Source organism: Pigmentiphaga sp. H8, from assembly GCF_003854895.1.
In the GTDB taxonomy this organism is placed as follows: domain Bacteria; phylum Pseudomonadota; class Gammaproteobacteria; order Burkholderiales; family Burkholderiaceae_B; genus Pigmentiphaga.
The window spans coordinates 4,470,697-4,489,534 of sequence record NZ_CP033966.1; the positions used below are offsets into that span (position 1 = coordinate 4,470,697).

20 protein-coding genes are annotated in these 18,838 nt (G+C 66.9%); 10 read left to right on the forward strand and 10 right to left on the reverse strand.

The annotated features are described in order from the left end of the window. Nucleotides 1-14 precede the first annotated feature (14 nt). The gene (locus EGT29_RS21085) at nt 15-716 is read right to left on the reverse strand and encodes a pirin family protein (protein ID WP_124690818.1); all 702 of its coding nucleotides are present in this window, start codon (nt 714-716) and stop codon (nt 15-17) included. A 129-nt stretch (nt 717-845) separates the two neighbouring features. On the opposite strand from EGT29_RS21085, the gene EGT29_RS21090 reads away from it, so the two are divergent. The 3 genes from EGT29_RS21090 (at nt 846) to EGT29_RS21100 (ending at nt 3,427) form a co-directional block, all read left to right on the forward strand. Beyond that, a complete protein-coding gene (locus EGT29_RS21090) occupies nt 846-1,766 on the forward strand; it encodes a LysR family transcriptional regulator (protein ID WP_124690819.1) in 921 nt (306 codons plus the stop codon). A gap of 100 nt (nt 1,767-1,866) precedes the next feature. Beyond that, on the forward strand, nt 1,867-2,763 hold the full coding sequence (locus tag EGT29_RS21095) for a hypothetical protein (RefSeq protein ID WP_124690820.1): 897 nt from the start codon (nt 1,867-1,869) through the stop codon (nt 2,761-2,763). A 100-nt stretch (nt 2,764-2,863) separates the two neighbouring features. After that, the gene (locus EGT29_RS21100; RefSeq protein ID WP_238160159.1) at nt 2,864-3,427 is read left to right on the forward strand and encodes a hypothetical protein; all 564 of its coding nucleotides are present in this window, start codon (nt 2,864-2,866) and stop codon (nt 3,425-3,427) included. A gap of 19 nt (nt 3,428-3,446) precedes the next feature. Here EGT29_RS21100 and EGT29_RS21105 read toward each other — a convergent pair whose 3' ends face one another. Next, complete coding sequence (locus EGT29_RS21105) at nt 3,447-4,151, reverse strand: hypothetical protein (protein ID WP_124690821.1); 705 nt, start codon at nt 4,149-4,151, stop codon at nt 3,447-3,449. A gap of 164 nt (nt 4,152-4,315) precedes the next feature. On the opposite strand from EGT29_RS21105, the gene EGT29_RS21110 reads away from it, so the two are divergent. Continuing rightward, on the forward strand, nt 4,316-4,621 hold the full coding sequence (locus EGT29_RS21110; protein ID WP_124690822.1) for a hypothetical protein: 306 nt from the start codon (nt 4,316-4,318) through the stop codon (nt 4,619-4,621). 34 nt (nt 4,622-4,655) lie between these two features. Here the strand turns inward: EGT29_RS21110 and EGT29_RS21115 are convergent, their stop codons facing one another. From EGT29_RS21115 to EGT29_RS21145, 7 genes are all read right to left on the reverse strand, one after another. After that, nucleotides 4,656-5,342, reverse strand: coding sequence for a cohesin domain-containing protein (locus EGT29_RS21115; protein ID WP_124690823.1), 687 nt, complete (start codon nt 5,340-5,342; stop codon nt 4,656-4,658). Nucleotide 5,343: 1 nt separating this feature from the next. Beyond that, nucleotides 5,344-7,650, reverse strand: a complete 2,307-nt coding sequence (locus EGT29_RS21120; protein ID WP_124690824.1) for a PKD domain-containing protein — start codon at nt 7,648-7,650, stop codon at nt 5,344-5,346. 162 nt (nt 7,651-7,812) lie between these two features. Continuing rightward, entirely contained in the window at nt 7,813-8,472 is a 660-nt protein-coding gene (locus tag EGT29_RS21125; protein ID WP_124690825.1) for an FABP family protein, read from the reverse strand. Between the two features lie 25 nt (nt 8,473-8,497). Next, nucleotides 8,498-9,409, reverse strand: coding sequence for a bestrophin family protein (locus tag EGT29_RS21130; RefSeq protein WP_124690826.1), 912 nt, complete (start codon nt 9,407-9,409; stop codon nt 8,498-8,500). A 149-nt stretch (nt 9,410-9,558) separates the two neighbouring features. Then, nucleotides 9,559-10,539 carry a tripartite tricarboxylate transporter substrate binding protein gene (locus EGT29_RS21135; protein WP_124690827.1) on the reverse strand — a complete coding sequence of 327 codons (981 nt, stop codon included), beginning with the start codon at nt 10,537-10,539 and terminating at the stop codon, nt 9,559-9,561. A 65-nt stretch (nt 10,540-10,604) separates the two neighbouring features. Continuing rightward, on the reverse strand, nt 10,605-11,744 hold the full coding sequence (locus EGT29_RS21140) for an acyl-CoA dehydrogenase family protein (protein WP_124690828.1): 1,140 nt from the start codon (nt 11,742-11,744) through the stop codon (nt 10,605-10,607). A 31-nt stretch (nt 11,745-11,775) separates the two neighbouring features. Next, complete coding sequence (locus EGT29_RS21145; RefSeq protein ID WP_124690829.1) at nt 11,776-12,222, reverse strand: MaoC/PaaZ C-terminal domain-containing protein; 447 nt, start codon at nt 12,220-12,222, stop codon at nt 11,776-11,778. A 229-nt stretch (nt 12,223-12,451) separates the two neighbouring features. On the opposite strand from EGT29_RS21145, the gene EGT29_RS21150 reads away from it, so the two are divergent. Next, nucleotides 12,452-13,261, forward strand: coding sequence for an IclR family transcriptional regulator (locus tag EGT29_RS21150; protein ID WP_124690830.1), 810 nt, complete (start codon nt 12,452-12,454; stop codon nt 13,259-13,261). Next, a complete protein-coding gene (locus EGT29_RS21155) occupies nt 13,261-14,061 on the forward strand; it encodes an IclR family transcriptional regulator (protein ID WP_124690831.1) in 801 nt (266 codons plus the stop codon). Before EGT29_RS21150 ends, EGT29_RS21155 begins: the two co-directional genes overlap by 1 nt. Nucleotides 14,062-14,072: 11 nt before the next feature. On the opposite strand, the gene EGT29_RS21160 is transcribed toward EGT29_RS21155, so the two are convergent. Then, on the reverse strand, nt 14,073-15,029 hold the full coding sequence (locus tag EGT29_RS21160) for an alpha/beta hydrolase (RefSeq protein WP_124690832.1): 957 nt from the start codon (nt 15,027-15,029) through the stop codon (nt 14,073-14,075). A gap of 146 nt (nt 15,030-15,175) precedes the next feature. On the opposite strand from EGT29_RS21160, the gene EGT29_RS21165 reads away from it, so the two are divergent. Genes EGT29_RS21165 through EGT29_RS21180 form a run of 4 tightly spaced genes read left to right on the forward strand, consistent with a single transcriptional unit; the run spans nt 15,176 to nt 18,828 of the window. Next, nucleotides 15,176-15,583 (forward strand): VOC family protein, encoded by a 408-nt coding sequence (locus tag EGT29_RS21165; RefSeq protein WP_161567900.1) that lies wholly within the window; start codon nt 15,176-15,178, stop codon nt 15,581-15,583. Between the two features lie 10 nt (nt 15,584-15,593). Then, nucleotides 15,594-16,145 carry a hypothetical protein gene (locus EGT29_RS21170; protein WP_124690834.1) on the forward strand — a complete coding sequence of 184 codons (552 nt, stop codon included), beginning with the start codon at nt 15,594-15,596 and terminating at the stop codon, nt 16,143-16,145. 30 nt (nt 16,146-16,175) lie between these two features. Then, nucleotides 16,176-17,789, forward strand: coding sequence for a rhodanese-like domain-containing protein (locus EGT29_RS21175; protein WP_124690835.1), 1,614 nt, complete (start codon nt 16,176-16,178; stop codon nt 17,787-17,789). A gap of 43 nt (nt 17,790-17,832) precedes the next feature. Continuing rightward, entirely contained in the window at nt 17,833-18,828 is a 996-nt protein-coding gene (locus EGT29_RS21180) for a tripartite tricarboxylate transporter substrate binding protein (protein WP_124690836.1), read from the forward strand. Nucleotides 18,829-18,838 lie beyond the last annotated feature (10 nt).

Consider the following 18,838-nt stretch of genomic DNA (forward strand, 5'->3'; position numbering starts at 1 on the left):
GATCAGGAAATGTGTCAGCCGGCCACGTCCACCAGGACGAGTTCGGTATCTTCGATGGCGGTCAGGCGTATCACGTCCTCGTCCCGGATCGCGGCGCCGTCCCGCGCCCGCAACTCCACGCCGTTGACGTCCACGCGGCCGGTGGCCGGCACCAGGTAGCCGTAGCGGCCGGCTCCCAGGCGGTACTCCGCGGTCTCGCCCGCCTTCAGCGTGGCGCCCGACACCCGGGCGTCGGCACGGATGGGCAAGGCATCCTCGTCCCCCTGCATGCCGCTGGCCAGCGCGACGAACTGGCCAGAACGGTCGCCCTTGGGAAACGGCTTGGCCCCCCACGACGGCTGGCCGCCGCGGCTGTCCGGAAAGATCCAGATCTGGAAGATGCGCGTCACGCCGGGTTCCAGGTTGTATTCGGAGTGCCGGATGCCCGAACCCGCGCTCATGACCTGGACGTCCCCCGCCTCGGTGCGGCCGCGGCTGCCCAGGTTGTCCTGATGGGTGATGGCGCCTTCCCGGACGTAGGTGATGATTTCCATGTCGGCATGGGGATGCGCCGGGAAGCCGGTGCCCGGGGCGATGGTGTCATCGTTCCAGACCCGCAGGGCGCCCCAGTTCATGCGGGCCGGGTCGACATAGCCGGCGAACGAGAAATGGTGCTTGGCATCGAGCCATCCGTGGTTGGCTCCACCCAGGCTCTCGTAGGGACGACGTTCGATCATGATGTTCTCCGCTTTCGTTTGCTTCGATGTAGAGAACTATAAGAACTCGTCGGCACCATTGAAATAGAATTAATTGAAAACCATACTTTCCATTTTTTAGGTCTACACCGACGCATTCGAGAGGAATCCATGAGCAGACTCCCCGACCTGGAAGCCTGGGCGATCTTCGCCAAGGTGGCCGAAACCGGGTCATTCGCCCGGGCGGCGGCCGAACTGTCTCTGTCCCAGGCCACCGTCTCCAAGGCGGTCTCACGCCTGGAGGGACGAATGAAGGCCGTGCTGTTCCACCGCACCTCGCGCCGCATCTCCCTGACCGAGAGCGGGCTGGCCGCGCTGGAGCGCGCCTCGCGCATCCTGGAAGAGGGCGAGGCCGTCGAGGCGGAAGTGGCCGAGCAGTCCAGCAGCCCGCGCGGGCCGATACGGATGACCGCACCCATGTCCTTCGGCATCTCGCACGTGGCGCCGGTACTGCCTCCGTTCCTCGCGCGCTATCCCGAGGTCAACCTGGATGTCCACTTCAGCGACGAACAGGTCGATCTGGTGGAAAAGCGCTTCGACCTGGCGCTGCGCATTTCCACGCTGGCAGACTCCAGCCTGCTCGTGCGCCGGCTGTGCACCGTGCGCATCCTGCTCGTGGGTTCCCCCGCCTACTTCGAACAGTACGGACGGCCCCGGCATCCGCGTGAACTCGCCCGGCATCGCGCGCTGCAGTACGCCTACGCGCGCGGCGGGTCGAGCTGGCGCTTCCGCCATGCGCGCCATGGCGAATTCACCCAGGCCATGCCCACGCCGCTGCGCGTGAACAATGCCGAGGCGCTGACGCCCGCCTTGCGCGCCGGCGCCGGCCTGGCCCTGCAGCCCGAATTCCTGGCCTGGCAGGACCTGCAATCCGGCACGCTGGAAACGGCCATGGACGACTGGCAGGTCGACCCCATCGCGCTGCACCTCGTCACGCCGCCCGGACGCGGCAGGCCGGCCCGCGTGCAGGCGCTGATGGAGTACCTGACCACGCACTTCGTCGGCGAACCGTGGGCGCAGGCGATCGACTGACCCGGCCTGCCGTATCATCGATCGATGCGGCCGACACATGCCTGACACACGCGCCGACGATCATTCCCGCGGGCGCGAGGTCCCTACAAAGGAGAAAACCATGGCATGGCTGAAGGTCGCGGCGCTGGGCGCGGCGTGGGCGATGGTCGGAGCGGCGCAGGCCGACGTCCCGACATCGCGGGAATACAAGGTGCTGCTCAAGCCCGCGCTGTTCGCGGACCATCCCAAGAACGCGTCCAACACGTACCTGGCCGACCTGAAGGCCGCGCTGGCCTCCGCCGGCTTCGACCGCAGCATCGGCGGCAGCTTCGCCAAGGACAAGGAACGCACCGTGCGCTTCTATGACTCGCCGGGCAGCTGCCAGCTGCGCGCGCAGTCCTATTCCTTCCGCGAACGCGTGAGCGACAAGCGCGAATCGACGCTGAAGTTCCGCTCGAGCTCCCAGTCCGCTGCCGCGGGCGTCACCATCACCGGCAGCGAATCGGGCGCCGACTCCAAGTTCGAGATGGACAAGACCGCCTCGGCCACGGCCTATTCCCGGTCGACCAAGCAGGATTTCTCGAACGGCAAGAACCTGAACAAGATGAAGGACGTCACGGACCTCTATCCCGTCGCGACCGGCCTGGACGTCGTGCGGGACGACCCGCTCGTCGTGGTGGGCGGCCTGTCGATCTGGGAGAAAACCTACGATGGTCCGGACAGCGACCTGGGCCAGCAAGGGGCCGACTTCACCGTCTCGCTCTGGTACCTGAACGAGAACGACAGCACCCCCGTCGTGGCCGAGGCCTCGTTCACGGTCGAAGCCAGCGGCGGCGACTTCACGACCAAGGTCACCCAGCGTTCCGAACTCATCTTCGACACCATGACCCAGATGAATTCCTGGACGGCGCCCACCGCCATTCCGAAGACGAACTGGGTCTATCAGTACAACCCGTCGTTCTGCTCGACCAGCCAGGGCGCGGAAATGGAAGCGTCGGCCACGGCGCAGCCGTTCTGATCGCCGGCGCCCCGGCCAGTGCCGGGGCGCCGGCGTTTGCTCCCTCTGAAATATTTCATTACATTCACTCCCTCATAGAAAAGCACCGGGGGAGTTGCAGATGTTCATTCGTTCAGCCATGGCCGCGGCCTGCATCGGCGCATTGGGCGCATGCGCGTCGATCACCAGCGACAGCATGCAGACCCTGCGGGTCGAAACACTCGACAAGGACGGCAAGAGCGTGGCGGGCGCGGCGTGCACGCTGTCCAATGACCGGGGCGTCTTCAATGCCACGACCCCGGCCACGGTCTCGGTCAGGAAATCCTCGGAAGACCTCTCCATCGACTGCAAGAAGGACGGCGAGCCGGCAGCAGCCACCGGCCGGCTGATCTCTCGCGCCGGCGCCGGCATGTTCGGCAACATCATCATCGGCGGCGGCATCGGTGCCATCATCGACCACAGCAAGGGCGTGGCCTACAACTATCCCGACTGGGTACAACTGATCTTCGGCGAGCCCCAGGTCTTCGACCGGATGCATCGCGAGGATGGCAAGCCCACGCAAAGCCTGGCGGCCGTCGAGAAAGCCAAGGAAGGTCCCGCGGGCGCCGCCGAGGTCGCGCGGAACGATGCACCGGCCGCGGCGGCGCCGGCCGCGGAAGGCCCCGCCGGCCAGCCCGGCAACTAAGGCGGCGATAACTTCCCGCTCAGCGACCGCGCGGACAGGTCATCGACGCCCGGTTGTCGCCGTTGAACACGAGGTCTAGCTGCGGCACGCCGGTCTGCTTGACCGCGTAGCGTCCGGTCGCGTTGGACAGCGGCCCGGTGAAGCTGACGCGGCCATCCTTCAGCTGATAGCTGCCGCCCTTGGCGCCCACCGCGTACTGGCCGCTTTTCTGCACGACGACATCGGTATAGGCGTAGTTCAACTGGCCTGCATCGAAGGTGTAGCAGGTGTACTTGCCAGGTGCGATGTCGGCGGCCTGCGCGGGCGCTGGAGCTGGAGCCGCGGTTTGCCGCCATCCGCGGCGCATGTCGTCCAGCGACTTGACGATGACGGGCGTCTGCTTGTCCAGCGTATCCAGCGTCGCGGCCGGACAGGCGCCCTGGGCGAAGCCCTTCTGGCTGGCGATGCCGGCGATGCGCGCCGTCTCGTCGCGCTTCGCCTGCTCGTAGGCGCGCCGCAAGTGGTCGCGCTGGGGCAAGGACAGGCCCGCGGCGCCGATCAATCCATCCAGGGCCCGGACGACCGGGGTTGCATCCCGCTTGCAGAAATCCAGCGCGGCCTGCACCTGCGCGGCCTGCGTATTGGCGCTTTCGAGGATGTCCCGGGAATCGGGGGTCGCGCCCAGGCTGGTTCCGGCAGCGGCCAGGCTACAAGCGAACGGGATGATGCGCACAAGGGCGTTCAAGGAAGTCTCCGCAGGTCTTATTGGAATGTAGCCGGCAAGTCCTGACTGCACGGTCGGAACATCCAGCCGCGGCCAAGCGTACCATCGCCGCGGCGGGAACCAAAACAATGGCAGCCAGGGCTGTTAGACTTCCTCATCCCTCCGGTCATCCCAGGAGCCGTTCCATGCGCCAGGCCATCTTCGCCGGGGTGCTCGCCGCCATCGTGCTTGCCGCCTGGGCCAGGCAGCAGGGATGGATCGCGCTGCCCGACAGCCTCATGCAGGCCCTCCTGCTGTGCCTGCCGCTGGCGTTTCTTCCCCTTTACCTGCAAGGGCTGCGCGAGGGCGAACTCGTCATCCCGCCGCGCACCATCCGGCGCCGGGAAACGCCCCTGCTCTTCGGGTTCGTCGCGGTGTTCCAGGCCGTCATCGCATTGGCACTACTGGGGTACCTGGCCGTCCAGTTGCTGGACAGCCTGACGGCGGGCTGAGCCGGCGGGGCGCCGGCTCGAACCTTCCTTTTCCTTACTCCCTGGGCGCCGTAGCGGCCGGTATCCGAACCTGCACCGGCTGCGCCTGCCCCGACCCGTTGGCGACCTGCAGCGTCACCGTGCCGCCGGCCGGCCGCATCCGCCGCGCGCGCGACACCAGGTCGGGACTGGAGGACTTCTGGACCACCCCCGCCAACCGGGGCGCCGGCGACGCCACCGACTCGACGAAGGTCACCTCGCCGTCGTAGCCATCGGCACCCGGCGGAATGGCCGTCGCATCCGGCTTCAGGATCTCGGTCGCCTTGGCCGTCAGCGTGGTCGTGGCCTGCGCCGGGCCCAGCACCTTGAAGCGGATGTTGCCCAGCGGCACGGTGCCGATGGGCTGCGTCAGCGACGTGCCGTTGACCATCACGATATGCAGGACGTTGCCGTCCTTGCGCCATTGGACGGCCGGCGTGACGCGGCCGGCCGCCACCGGCTCGATGGCCAGGATCTCCAGCGCCGCCGGATCGTAGGTGACCGTGGCGTGGGCCGCCCCCACCGCCTGGGTGCCGGAGAACACGGCCACCTGTATGGCGCCCTCGGCGCCGGCCACCGCCGTCACCGAAGGATCGACGAAGAAGGCGTCGCCGACGAACTGGGCATGCGCGGCGCCACTCATGGCCGCCGCCAGCGGCAGGCCGGCCAGCACGGACCGGAGAATGAACGAACGAATACGCATGTCATTGCACCTCGAGAATGAATCGCTTGGTCACGCCCGGTGTCAGGTCACTGCCGGACAAGGCATCCCCGCCCACCACCCTCGCATTGCCGCCGAAGGTGATGAAGTACGTACCGATCCCGTCCGGCGCGGCCAGGCCGCGCATCAGCACCTCGGCCTGGCCTGCCGGAATCGGCACCGAAGCGGAAACGCTGCGCACCGGCGAGCTGCTGGTCAGCACCGTCTGGCCGAACACGACGACCTCGAAGATGTCGTCCAGCGCGGAACCATTGTCTCCCATCGTGATCGTGACATCCGACGTGCTGCAGCCGACGATCTCGGTCGCCCTGCCTAGTCCGTCGCACATCGGCCAGGATGCCTCCAGCGTGGCCGTGCCGGCCGCCGTGGGCGACGCGCTCGGGCAGTTGTAGTTCGCCGTTCCGTCGGAGTTGAAGCTGTAGCTGCCCTTGTCCGCGCTCAGCGGCGTCAGCACGCGGTTCGCCGGCATCGGCGCCCGGCCCGCAGGCACCACGGCGCAGCGGTTGGTCACGAAGCTCTCGATCGCGCCCATCACGCCGGCGGCATCCAGGGCATTGCCTGCGGCATCGGCCAAGCCGTCCAGCAGCTTGACGTAGAGATCCTCCGCATACTTCGCGAAGAAATCCGCCAGCGTCCGCGCTGCCGTATTGCTGCGCAGGATGCCCGCCACCACGCGTTTGCCGATGATCTGCTTGACCAGATACCCGGCTCCCTGGCTGGCGCCCATGCCGCATAGATGCTGCAGGCCGATGAAAGCCACTTCCGGCTTGACCAGCGCCGACTCGCCCGGCTTCAGGCTGAGCGGGCTCACCGTCAGGTACAGCTTGGGATCGATGGGCTTGACGATCTCGCCCAGCGTGGATGCCACAGACAACGTCGCGCTCAGCGGCACGCAGAACTTCACGAACGCGGCCACGGCACCGATCTCGATGGCGGGGCCGTCGGCGGGAATGACCGCGCCGGCGATGAAGATGGTGGCGGTCACCGCGCTGCACGCCGCGCTGGCGATCGACGACGCCTCGCCCAGGATGTCGGCGGTCTTCTTCAACCGGCAAAGCTCGGGCAGCACGAAATCGCAGATCTGGTCCGGCGAGACGGCGGCCGCCATGGGACCGGCGGCGGCATTCGCGGACACCTTGCCCAGCACTTCCTGGCTTTCGGCCTGGAACTCGCGCATGCCGTTGGCCAGCAGCGCCTTCTGGAACACCTTGGCCAGCGTATCGCCGTTGGGCCCGGCCAGCACGCGCTCGAGTTCCAGCCTGGCGTTGCCGAAGGCGCTGCGGCCGGCGGCCGCCACCTTGCGCAACTGCTCGGCGCCCTCGGCGCTCAAGCCGCTGGGTTCGGCCACGATGGCATCGTGCTGTGCCTGCATCAGGCGATCGATCCGATCGAAAAAGGCGCGCACGTCCTGGGCGGCCGGTACATTGGGCTGGAGCGGCGCCAGCAGATCCAGCGCCAGGGTCTCGCTCGCCACGCCGTTGACGGACACCACGACCTGCGCCTTCGCGTTGCGCGCCAACCCGGCCGGGACCAGGAACGACGCATAGCCCGGCAGCATGCGGAACACCTGGGGCGAAGCAACGCCGTCCACCTTGATGGCCACCTGGGCTTCCGGATTCAACAACGCCGGAGACACCATCGCGACCACGGCTCCAGGATAGGCCTGGGGATGCAGAAGCGCCGATGGCAGTTCCTGGCCGGCGGCGGCCGCCTGCATGGCCAGCGCGACATCGGCTTCGTCGACGGTGCCATCCAGGTTGATGTCCGCACGCGCCACCTGGAGCTCGTTCAGCGTGTTCAACCCCCCGACGTATTGCCCCAGGCGCATGGCATCGACCAGGCCGGGCTTGGCATTGCCGGAGATGTTGCCGATCTTCGAGGGTATGCCGAACTCGGCATACGGCGAATTGCCGGCATCCATCACGACGACCGCGGCGCTGGCCTCGGCCACGGACTGGCCACCGGAGATGGCCTGCACGGTTGCCGTCACCGGTCCCGCCTTGCCAAAGGAAGCCGAGACCCGCTGTCCCGTGGCCCGCTGCCCATCGCTGAACGTCCAGCGGTATTGGTCGATCTTCGTGCCGTCCGTCACGGCGGCGACGCTGAAGCCTACCGGTTTACCCACGGAAGCATTGCTGCGATCGGCCTGGACTTCGATCACGGCCTTGCTGCTCGATGCCGGAGGCGGTTCCTCGCCCCCCGGCTTGGCGCCGTCGCCGCCGCAGGCGGCCAGCGTCAGCACGATACTACCCGCCAGCGCCAGCCATAGATGGCGGGCGCGGGTGCACATTGATCCTCTCATCGGATCCCCCCGGTGTGTGTTGCGCTTATTTTCGGTGTTGTGGCAATACCCCCTTGCCACCGCACGAAAATTACCCGTTTTTTCGTAACTATCGGAATTTAGTTGCTACAAAACGTAGCAAGCACTAACACACAAAAGGGGTGCGCCACGTCAGGACAGTTGCGGCAGCCCCTGCTTCATGGCCGCCTGCGCCGTGGGATTCGGCGTGGCCTCGCCGATCTTGCGCAGCGTGTTCCGGTCGGTATGGTGGAAGGGCTCCGCCTGGCCGGGGATGACCAGTATCGTGTCCTGCTCATAGGACCAGGTGCCGTCGTCGTTGATCGTGACCGTGATGGTGTAGCTCTCGGTCTTGAACGCATATTCCAGGAAGGGATTCGACACGATCCCGTTCGTCAGCGAACCACGCACGGCCTGGAGGCTGAAACGCTTCGCATCGGCGGTGGTCTGGCCCACGGCCATCGCCGTCTGCCCGCGCGGGATGGACAGCGTCTGCATTATCGCGCCCGTCGCGGGCTCCCACAGCCAGTAGCCCACCTGGTCGTGGAAGGTCTCGACGTCGTCCGGCTTGACGATGCGGGTGTGATAGCGCAGCCCGTAGAACAATTGCGGACCGTTGGTCTGCGCATCGATGGGCTGCAGCTCCATGTGCTCGATGAAGGCCTGTTTCTCGGGACCGTCGGCCTTGGGGTTGATGTCGAGCCCGCGCGCGCCCGTCCAGATGCCGGCCATGCCGGTCAGCGGCCCGAGATTGGCCAGCGTGTGGACATCCGGTTCCGGCTCGGTGTAGATGTCCTTGGGATAGTTTTCCATGGTGGGTCCAGGGGGATGAAAGATGTCAGCTCAGCACGATGGTATCCGAACGGTCGGCCTCGGGCGGCAGCTTCTCGCCCAGCATCTCGCGCAGGGTCGATTCGATCATGCCGGACATCGCGTCCAGGGCGAGGTCGTTGGGCTCCAGGCCGAATGGCTCTTCGATCTCGGCGGCCAGGGCTTCCAGCGCGAAGAACGTATAGGCGATGAAGGCGACGATCACCGGCGTCATGGCGCCGATGGCGTCGATCAGGCCGAACGGCAGCAGCAGGCAATACAGATAGATGGTCCTGTGGATCAGCACCGCGTAGGTGAAAGGGATGGGCGTCGATGCGATCCGCTCGCAGCCGCCCAGCGCTTCGCTCAGCCTGCGCATCGACGCTTCCATCGATGGCACGAGCACGGAGTCCAGGGAACCGTCGCGGCGCCGCTCGCCCACCCATCGCCCGGCCTGCAGCAACAGCATGGCGGGCTTGTAGCGGGCCTGGCCGATGGAGGCCGCGCCCTCGTCGCCCAGCAGGCGCCGCAAATCGCCGCCGGCATCGCTGCCTCGCAGTTGATGGCGCAAGGCGTGCACGAAGGCCGCCAGGCACATGGCGAACTCGCGCGCCCTGCCCGGCGCGTCGGTCAGGGTCAAGGCCTGCCGGACCAGTGATCGCGTCTCGTTCAGCAACGTGCCCCACAAGCTGCGAGCCTCCCAATAACGCGCGTAGCTGGTACTGTTGCGAAAACCGAGGAAGATGGCCAGCGTCAACCCGATCAGCGAAAACGGCACGAAATTGAGCTGCACTTTCCATTCGAAGACCTGGCCGTGCAGCACGGTGACCAGGGCGGCGAACAGCGTCGCCGCGGCCAGTTGCGGCAGGATGCCGGGCAGCACCGAGCCGCGTACGATAAACAGCATGCGCAGCCAGTGCGGGCGGGGCCGGATGATCATGCGTGCTCACCGTCGAAGATCAACAGAATGGGCGGATTATACGTAGCTCCGAAGACTCGGGCTCATGCATGGGCCGTCCCCTGGCTCCTGCCGCTGCGTCTATCTGTCGCTCTTGCTACCCCCGCAGGTTGTGATCGGTAGCCGGTCCGTCACTGCTGCTCGATGCCCGCCGCCTTGACCAGCTTCGTCCACCGGGTGATTTCGACCTTCTGGAACTCCGCCAGCTCCTGTCGGGTCCCCGCGATCGGCTTCCAGGCGTTGTCGCCGAAGTACTTGGCGGCCTCCTGCGATTGCATGATGGGAACGATCAGCGCATTGAGCTTGTCGGCGATGTCGTTCGGGGTACCCTTGGGCGCGAACACCGCCAGCCAGCCACTGGCCTCGTAGCCGGGAACGCCCTGCTCCGCGATCGTCGGGATGTCCTCGTAGCCGGGCATGCGCGTGGGCGTGGACACGCCCAGGGCCTTGAGCTTTCCGGCGCGCACGTGCGGCATCACCGCCGGCGCATCGCCGAACACGATGTCGATCTGACCGCCCATCACGTCCGTGACGGCCAGCGGCAACGTCTTGTACGGCACATGCAGGATGTCGATGCCGGCCAGTTCCTTGAGCACTTCGCCGCCGGCCCTGGACGAGGAGTTGCCGGAGCCGAAGGTCAGCTTGCCAGGGTTCTTCCTGGCCGCGGCGATCAGCTCCTGGACGTTGTGGTAAGGCGCGCCGGGCGCGACCGTCAGCACCACGCCGCCCACGATCATCGCGGTAATAGGCACGAAGTCCGCCACGGGATCGTACGGCAGCTTCTTGAACAGCGCGAGGTTCGCGGCATGCGTCGTGTTCGTGCCGACGACGATGGTGTACCCGTCCGCGGGCTGGCGCAGCACGTGCTGCAAAGCAATGAACCCGCTGGCGCCGGGCTTGTTGTCGACGATGACCGGCTGCTTGGTGATCTCGGTGATGTGCTTGCCGACGAAGCGGGCAGCCAGGTCCGTGGTCGTACCGGCGCCGAACGGCACGACGATGGTGATGGGCTTGCTGGGGAAGCTCGCCGCCTGGGCCCGGACCTGCGGCGAGGCGGCCAGCGCCAGCGATCCCCCCAGCAACAGGGCTTGCAGTGTGTGGATTTTTCTCATGTCATGTCTCCTTTGATGGCCTTGCACGTCCAACGGGGGGAACGCCGGGATCGCCCGGCCTGCGGTCACATGCGCATCGCCTTGGCGATGATGCTTCGCTGGATCTGCGAGGTCCCTCCGCCTATGGTCGATTGCATGCCTTCGCGGAAATAGCGCTCCATGTCGGACTCGGGCAGCATGCTGTGCCCGCCCAGGATCTGCATGCCCTGGCGCGTCACCGTCTGCAGGGTCTCCGACGCCATGAGCTTGGCCATGCTGACTTCCCGCGAGCAGGGCAAGCCCCGCGAAGCCATGTCGGCGGCGCGATACACCATGAGGCGCGACGCATCGACCGCGGTCTGCATGTCGGCCAGCATGTGGCGTATCACCTGGAAGTCGTAGATCGGCTGGTCGAACTGGATGCGCTCGTGCGCATAGCGCAGGGCGTCGCTGACGGCCTGCTGCGCGTTGCCGACGTAGGCGGCGGACACCGCTATCCGTTCGAGTTCCAGGTGGTCGGTGATGATGCGCCAGCCATCGCCCGGCTCGCCCATCATGTTGGCCTCGGGCACCCACGCATCGTCGACGAAGATCTCGGTGGTGCCCGTGGCACGGCGCGCCATCGTCGGCAGGCGCCGGATGTCCAGGCCCTTCGTGTCGTTGGGCACCAGCAGCACCGACAGGCCCTTGTGCTTCTTCGCTTCCTTGTCGGTACGCACCAGCATCGCGATCACGACGTTCCGGGCCGCCGCGCCGGAACACCACAGTTTCTGGCCCCGGATCACCCAGCCCTGGTCGCGCGGCTCGGCCCGCGTGCGCGTCGACGCCGCGTCGGAACCCGCCTGGGGCTCGGAGATCGAGATCGAGAAACGCAGCTCGCCCCGCATGAACGCGGGCAGGTAGCGCTCTTTCTGCTCCGGCGTGCCGAACTTGACGATGTTCATGCCCGTGAACGTCGCGACCATGAAGGCGGTCGCGAAATCGAAGCCATAGCGCGCCAGGCCCTCGCACATCAGCGCGTAGTCGAAGATCGTGCCGCCATCGCCGCCCTGGTCCTCGGGTATCAGCAGGCGCAGCCAGCCCAGCTTGGCCACCTTTTCATAGGCTTCATAGGGATAGGCGCGGTCGATGTCGCATTGGCGCACATACTCGCGGCCGATCTCCTGCTCCATCACCCGCGCGACGGTATCGCGCCACAACGTCTGCTCTTCGTTCAGGAAATCCATGTCGCTCTCTTTGTGGGAAGGTGGGGAATCGTCATTGGGCCGGCAGGCGCTGGCGGCGCACGAGCAGGCTGAACTCGCAACTCAGCACGGTCTCGTCGCGCTGATTGACCGCGACCAGCTTCGTGGTCGCGATGCCGTGCCGGTCGCCCTTGGCGCGCAGGTTGATGATTTCGCTTTCGGCATGCAGGGTGTCGCCGATGAAAGTGGGCTTGAGAAAGCGCAGCTTGTCCACGCCGTAAAACGCTTCGACGACGCTCGAATCGAAGCCGAGCAGCGCATTCACGACCACGAACACCAATCCCCCCTGCACGACGCGCTGGCCATAGAGCGATCGCTTGGAGAACTCCGCGTCCGCGTGGATGGCCAGCCAGTTGCCGGTCAGGCCGCAGAAATTGACCACGTCCGTCTCGGTCATGGTGCGGCCGCCGGAGCGCCGGCGCTGGCCCACGGACAGCTCGTCGAAAGGCTGGGTGATCATCGAATCCGGGCCTCCATGCGGGAATGGCGAAAAGGGGATGGCCGAATTCTAGATTCTTATTCCGTTTTTAAAAGTCTAATTCCATTTTAATTATGTAGAATGGCGGCATGGAATGCCTGGAAAGCAGGCAAATTTCACAATGCCACGGCGCGGCGCATCGACGCGAAGTCATTGATATTGCGCGGAAATTCACCGGATCGTTTCTTTCCATCACATCGAATTCCATTCCATGAACGACACGCTAGGGACTTTCCCTAGGACTGCGGCGCCCACCGGCGAAATCCGCGTCCTGGCTCGCGGCCTGGCCTTGCTGAAGGCGTTCTGTCCGCGCAACGCCGCCCGCTCGAACGGCGAACTGGCGCGAATGACCGAATTGCCCAAGGCCACCGTGTCGCGCCTGACCGCGACCCTCACCCGCCTGGGCTACCTCGAATACCTGGAAGAATCGGCCCGCTACCGCCTGGCTCACGCCGCCGTCGCGCTGGGTTTCGGCGCCTTGTCCACGCAGGACATCCGCGTGCGGGCCCGCGAGCACATGCAGCGCTTCGCGGATGACAACGACCTGGTGGTCGTGCTGGCCGTACGCGAAGGCAATGTGATGGTCTGCCACGAGGTCTGCCGTGGGCGGGGCGCGCTCACGATCCGCGTCGCCGCGGGTTCGCGGCTGAAGCTGCCGCGCTCGGCCATGGGCCGTGCCTGGATGGCCTCTCTTGCCCCCGCCCGGCATGCGGCCATGCTGCGCGAACTGGAACAGGCCTTCCCCGAAGACACGCTTCATCCGGCGCTGGACGAGGCGGCGGCCGAGATCGCCCGGTCCCGGTTCTGCGTCACGGTCGGCTCGCTGGAGCCCGACGTCAACAGCGTCGCGACGCCCATCGATTTCGCACAATCCCCAGGCGCATACGTACTCGGCTGCTCGGTACCGGCTTTTCGCTATCCCCGCGAGCGCTGCATCGCTGAAATCGGTCCATTGCTGCTCGGGTTGCGCGGCCGGATCGAAGCCGACCTGGAAACGGCCGGCGGCGCGGGAGGCTCCTGATGCGCAAGCGCACCCCGGTGCTGGACGCCGCGAACGGCGACGAAGGCAATCGCGGCATCGACTCCTTGCAGCGGGGAATGGAAGTCCTGCGCTGCTTCCTGCCTGGCGAAAATGCCTTGACCGTTGCCGAGATCGCCCGCCGGCTGGCCCTGCCGCGGACCACCACACGCCGGCTGTTGAACACGCTGGCCGCGCATGACTTCCTGTTCAGCGTCCCGGATCGCGATGCCTTCCGCCTGCACGTCGCCAGCTTCGTCCTGGGCCAGGCGGTGCTGTCGGGCTCGGAACTGGTGCGCAGGTCGACGCCGGTGCTGCAACTGCTCGCCAACCGCCACGCCCTGCATTGCCTCTTGTGCGTGCGCGACCGCGGCGACATGCTGGTGCTCGCGCACCAGGCCGGCACCGGCACGGAGCCTTGCCCGCTAAGGGCCGGGACGCGGCTGCCCATCGCCCGCACCGCACCGGGCCACGCCTGGTTGTGGACCCAGCCGGCCGCCACGCAGGGCGAATGGCTGACGCCGATGCGCGCATCGGCGAACCCGGCCGAACACACCCACGCCGCGACCATCTACCAGGCTTTCCACGACCTCGTCCAAGGCGGCACCTGCGCGTCGTTCGGCACGTGGCGGTCCGGCGTGGGCTTCATCGCCGCTCCGTTCGCGCTGGCCGGCGGCGACAGCGCGGTGATCGCCGGCGTGCATACCTGCTCGATGCCGCATGAGCGATGCCGCATCGAACACGAGTGCGCGGCGGCGCTGCTGCAGGCGGCCGCCACGATACGCCGCGCCCAGGTCCAGTAGCCGCCGGCCTGTCAAGCACCGTCCCGAATGAAGTCCACCAATGCCATTCCGAAGTCCGCATCGGCGGTGTTCAGGTGCGCGATGATGGAAGTGTGGTTATGCCCGGCCAGCCACATGAAGCGCGGCGACCTGCGCCGGTGGGCGCTCAGGGCGTGATACAGCTCCGCGTTGTGCACGTCGATCAACGGGTTCTCATACTGCGCCACCGCCAGCATGATCGGTAGCTTGGCCAAGCCCTGGGCGGCATAGGTGACCGGCGATCCTTCCTCCATGCGCCGGGGGTCGACCCCGTAATAGGCCTCCACGCGACGGGCGTTGGGATTCTCGGCGCCGGCCTCGGCGCGCACCCGTCCCGACACCACGATGAGCCCGGCCAGGCCACTCCGCCCCGCCGGATGGAAGCGGCTGTCGCCGGCATAGTGGCCGGCGTGGGTACCTCCCGCCGAATGCCCCATCAGGAAGATCCGGTCGGGATCCCCGCCCCATTCCCCGGCATGCTTGCGCACCCAGGCGACCGCGGCGGCGATGTCCTGCGTCGCGCTCGGGAAGGGATGGTCCGGCGCGAGACGAAACTCCACGTTCACGCCCACGATGCCGTGGCGTGCCATGAACCACGGCACGTTGGCGTAGATCTCGGGCGTGCGGTTCTTTTCCCCATCCACGAAGGCCCCGCCATGCACGAACATCAGGACGGGACGGGAGGCGCGGGTGCCCGTCCCTTCAGATTCAGAGGAAGGCGGCACGTAAACATCGAGCCGGTTGCGCTCGTGCGGACCGTAGGACAGGTCCATCTCGCGCCTGCCCACCTTCGGCGCGGCGGCGTGCAGCGCGTCATAGGCCTCGATCATGCGCCGGGTATGGTCCTTGATGTCGCGGCCCCAGATGGGTCCCAGTTCGCGCATGAGCGCGCGCACGCTGTCCGGAACGGCGGGCGCATCGGCAAAGGTGCCGGGATGTGGATGGAACATCGTGCGACTTCTCCATGGTTTTTTCGTGCTTGACCCGGATTGGATCAGCCAATTATTATTTTAGAACAGTCGGTCCAATATTTGGAATGTACAAAGTGCGGGGCCGGCGGATGCACTCGGTACACATGACAAGGCACATCCCCACCATGGCTCAACCCCTGCTTGGCAAGCTCCGCCACATCTCCCTTTCGGTGAAGGACATCGAAGAAACCGCGCGCTTCTACGAACAGGCATTCGGCATGTTCCGCGTGCGCCAGTCCAACGTCGCCGTCATGATGTCCGACGGCGTGGTCAGCCTGGCCATCATCAGCTCGACCAAGAACCCCAACGCCGAAGAACGCGAAGGCCTTCATCACATGGGCTTTCTGATCGACGAAATGGAAAGCGCCGCGGACCGGGTGCTGGGCGCCGGCGCCGAGTACCACGGCCAGATCAACGGCGTGGGCAAGGGCCCGGCCACCGAGCGCAAGTACCGCGACCCGAACGGCGTCGTGTTCGACATCGTCACGCGCGAGCACGCCGAGCGCGTGTGGTGCCTGCCGCAGATCGTGTAAGGAGCGATCCATGTCGAATCACCCGTACACGCTCGAGCAGTTTTGCGAGAACACCCGCGCCACGCTGCGCCAGGACCCCGGCCGCGCCGGCCAGGAGCGCGTCTGCGCCGACTTCGAACGGTTGCTGCAATCGCCGGCATTCGTCGACAAGTACTGCGGGCCGGAGCTCGAACGCAAGCTGTACCGCGTCCACACCGATCCCGAGCTCGGCTTCGAGGTCCTGGTCCACCTGAACAAGGCGGCGCGCAAGTCCCCGCCCCACGACCACGGCGAATCGTGGGCGATCTATGGCCAGGTCACCCGCTGGGTGGACATCACCAACTACCGGCGCAACGACGACGGCCGGCAGCCCGGCCACGCCGACCTCACGCTGACCGAGTCCTTCCGGCTGGAACCCGGGCAGGCCCGGCTGTTTCCCCAGGGGGCCATCCACGCGATCGACTATCCCGACCAGGCCGTGTTCGCGCGCGTCACCGGCCGCGACCTCGATGCCTTCCATCGCGACATGTTCGATCTCGAGGCGGGAACGGTCACCCGCATGACCCCGCAGCGGGCGAGCTGACGTGTCCCCCCGCACCATGGAACAACCGACATGAACACGCCTGGACAGGAACGGATCGTGACACCCGCCGACTTGCGAGAGCGCCTGCGGCGCGACGGGGAACTCGCCCTGGTCGACGTTCGCGAAGAACTGCCCTTCTCGCGCGCGCACCTGCTGCAGGCCCGCTGCATCGCGCTGTCGCGGCTGGAAGTACTGATGCCGCAGCGCGTTCCCCGGCGATCGACGCCCATCGTGCTGTGCGCCGACTCGGCGCTGAACGAGCAGGCGCGCGGGCGGCTGGCCCGCCTCGGCTATACGGACGTCTCCGCCCTGGAAGGCGGGCTCGAGGGCTGGGCCCAGGCCGGCCTGCCGGTCTTCAGCGGCGTCAACGTGCCCAGCAAGGCCTTCGGGGAATTCGTCGAGCATGCCTACCACACGCCGTCGATAGACGCGCAGGAGCTGCAGGCCCTGCTCGACGCCCAAGCCGACGTGAAGGTATTCGACTCGCGTCCCTACGACGACTACACCGCCGAGACCATCCCCACGTCCACCAGCGCGCCGGGTGCGGAACTGGCGTTCCGCGTTCCCGAAGCCGTCGTGAACAACGATACCCTGGTGGTGATCAACTGTGCCGGCCGCACCCGCAGCATCCTGGGGGCGCAGTCCGTCATCAATGCCGGCCTGCCGCAGCGCGTCGTCGCCTTGCGCAACGGCACCATGGGATGGCGCCTGGCGGGGCTGGCGGTGGAAACCGGCGCGGAACGCCGCCTGGCCACGCCTTCGCGCGCAGCCGCGCAGGCCTCGCGCGCGGCCGCGCAGCGCTTCGCCGACGCCGCCGGCGTACGCGCGGCCGACCTGCCCATGCTCCACCAATGGCTGGACGAGCGCGAGGCGCGCACGCTCTATGCGCTGGATGTGCGCACGCCCGATGAAACCGCGCGGGATCCGCTGCCCGGGACGCTGCCCGCGCCTGGCGGCCAACTCGTGCAGGCAACCGATCTCTATATCGGCACCCTGCAATCGCGCATCCTCCTGCTCGATCCGGAACACACGCGGGCGCTGATGACGGGCGCCTGGCTGCGGTGCATGGGCTGGCGCGACGTCTACGTGGCGCCGCCGCACCAGGTCCGCGACATGGCCGCCCTGCTGGCGACGCGGCCGGCGCCGCTGCCGACGCCCGCCCGCCCGGGGCTGGACGTCGCCGAAGCCCAGGCCTACATGCAGGCCATGGACGTGACGGTGCTGGACCTGTCCTGGAGCCGCCACTACAAGCGGCGCCACGTGCCGGGCGCCGTGTTTGCCTCGCGCAGCCACCTGGATGCGGCCATGGATGCCCATGCCGACAGCGCCGGCTACCTGCTGACCTGCGAGGACGGCCGCATCTCGGGCTTCGCCCTGGCCGAGGCGCAGGCCCTGACCAGCAAGCCCGTCCACTACCTGGCGGGCGGGATCGCCGCCTGGTCCGCGGCGGGCCAGCCGTTGACCAGCGACGGACAGCGCTGGTCGGTGGAACCCGAAGACGTCTGGCTGCGCCCCTTCGAAAGGCCGACCCAGACCCGGCAGGCCATGGACGAGTACCTGTCGTGGGAGGTCGACCTGCTGGAACAGGCCCGCCTGGACGGCAGCCTGAACTTCCAGGCCTACGCCCCGCAGCGGCCCGCCTGAGGCCGCGCGCCGTGCGCAACGATAAAAACACCGGAGACATCTCATGACACAGCAAAGACTCGGCAAGCCCGTCCTTGGCCTCGCGGTGCTCGCGCTGTCCTGCGCGGGCGGCCTGCCCGCCACGCAGGCCGCGGACGCCACGTGGAAACCGGCCAGGCCCATCAAGTTGATCGTCGCCTACCCCGCGGGCGGTCCGGTCGACCAGATGGCGCGCGCCTTCTCGAACGAGATGGCGAAAGAACTCGGCCAGCCCGTCATCGTCGACAACCGCGGTGGGGCCAGCGGCTCGCTGGGCGCCAACTTCGTCCGCCGCGCCGAGCCCGACGGCTACACCATCAGCCTGATCATGGATGCCCACACCATCGTGCCCAGCCTGCTGAAGGACGCCGGCTATCGCCCCCTGGAAGACTTCACGCCCATCGGCCTGGTCACGCGCGCGCCCATGGCCATCGGCGTCAACGCGCAACGGCCCTACAAGACCTTCCGCGACGTCGCCGAAGCCGCCCGGGCGAAACCCCGAAGCGCCAGCTATGGCGTCTCGCAGGGCACGCTGGGCAGCCTCGTCATGCTGCAACTCCAGCGCCTGGGCAATTTCGAACTACTCAACGTGCCCTACAAAGGCGCCGCGCCCGCGCTGCAGGATGCGCTAGGTGGACAGATAGACATGGTGGTCGGCTTTCCCAGCAAGGTCATGCCCTATATCCAGAGCAAGCAGATGCGCGTGCTGGCCGTCACCTCGAAGGAACGCTCGAAAGACCTTCCCGACGTGCCGACGCTGAGCGAGCAAGGCTTCGGCGACATCGACTGGTCAGGCTGGATGGGGCTGGCGGGACCCGCCGGCATGCCGCCGGCCATCGTCCAGCGCTACAGCAGCGTCTTGAAGAAGGTATTGTCGGAACCCGCCGTGATCGAACGCTTCAATGCGGCGGGCATGCCGGTGGACTTCAGCGACCCGCCCACCTTCGCGAAATTCATGGCGTCCGAAACCGCCTACTGGAACAAGGTCATCGTTGACGGCAAGCTCGCCGCGTCCAACTGACCCCGCGGAC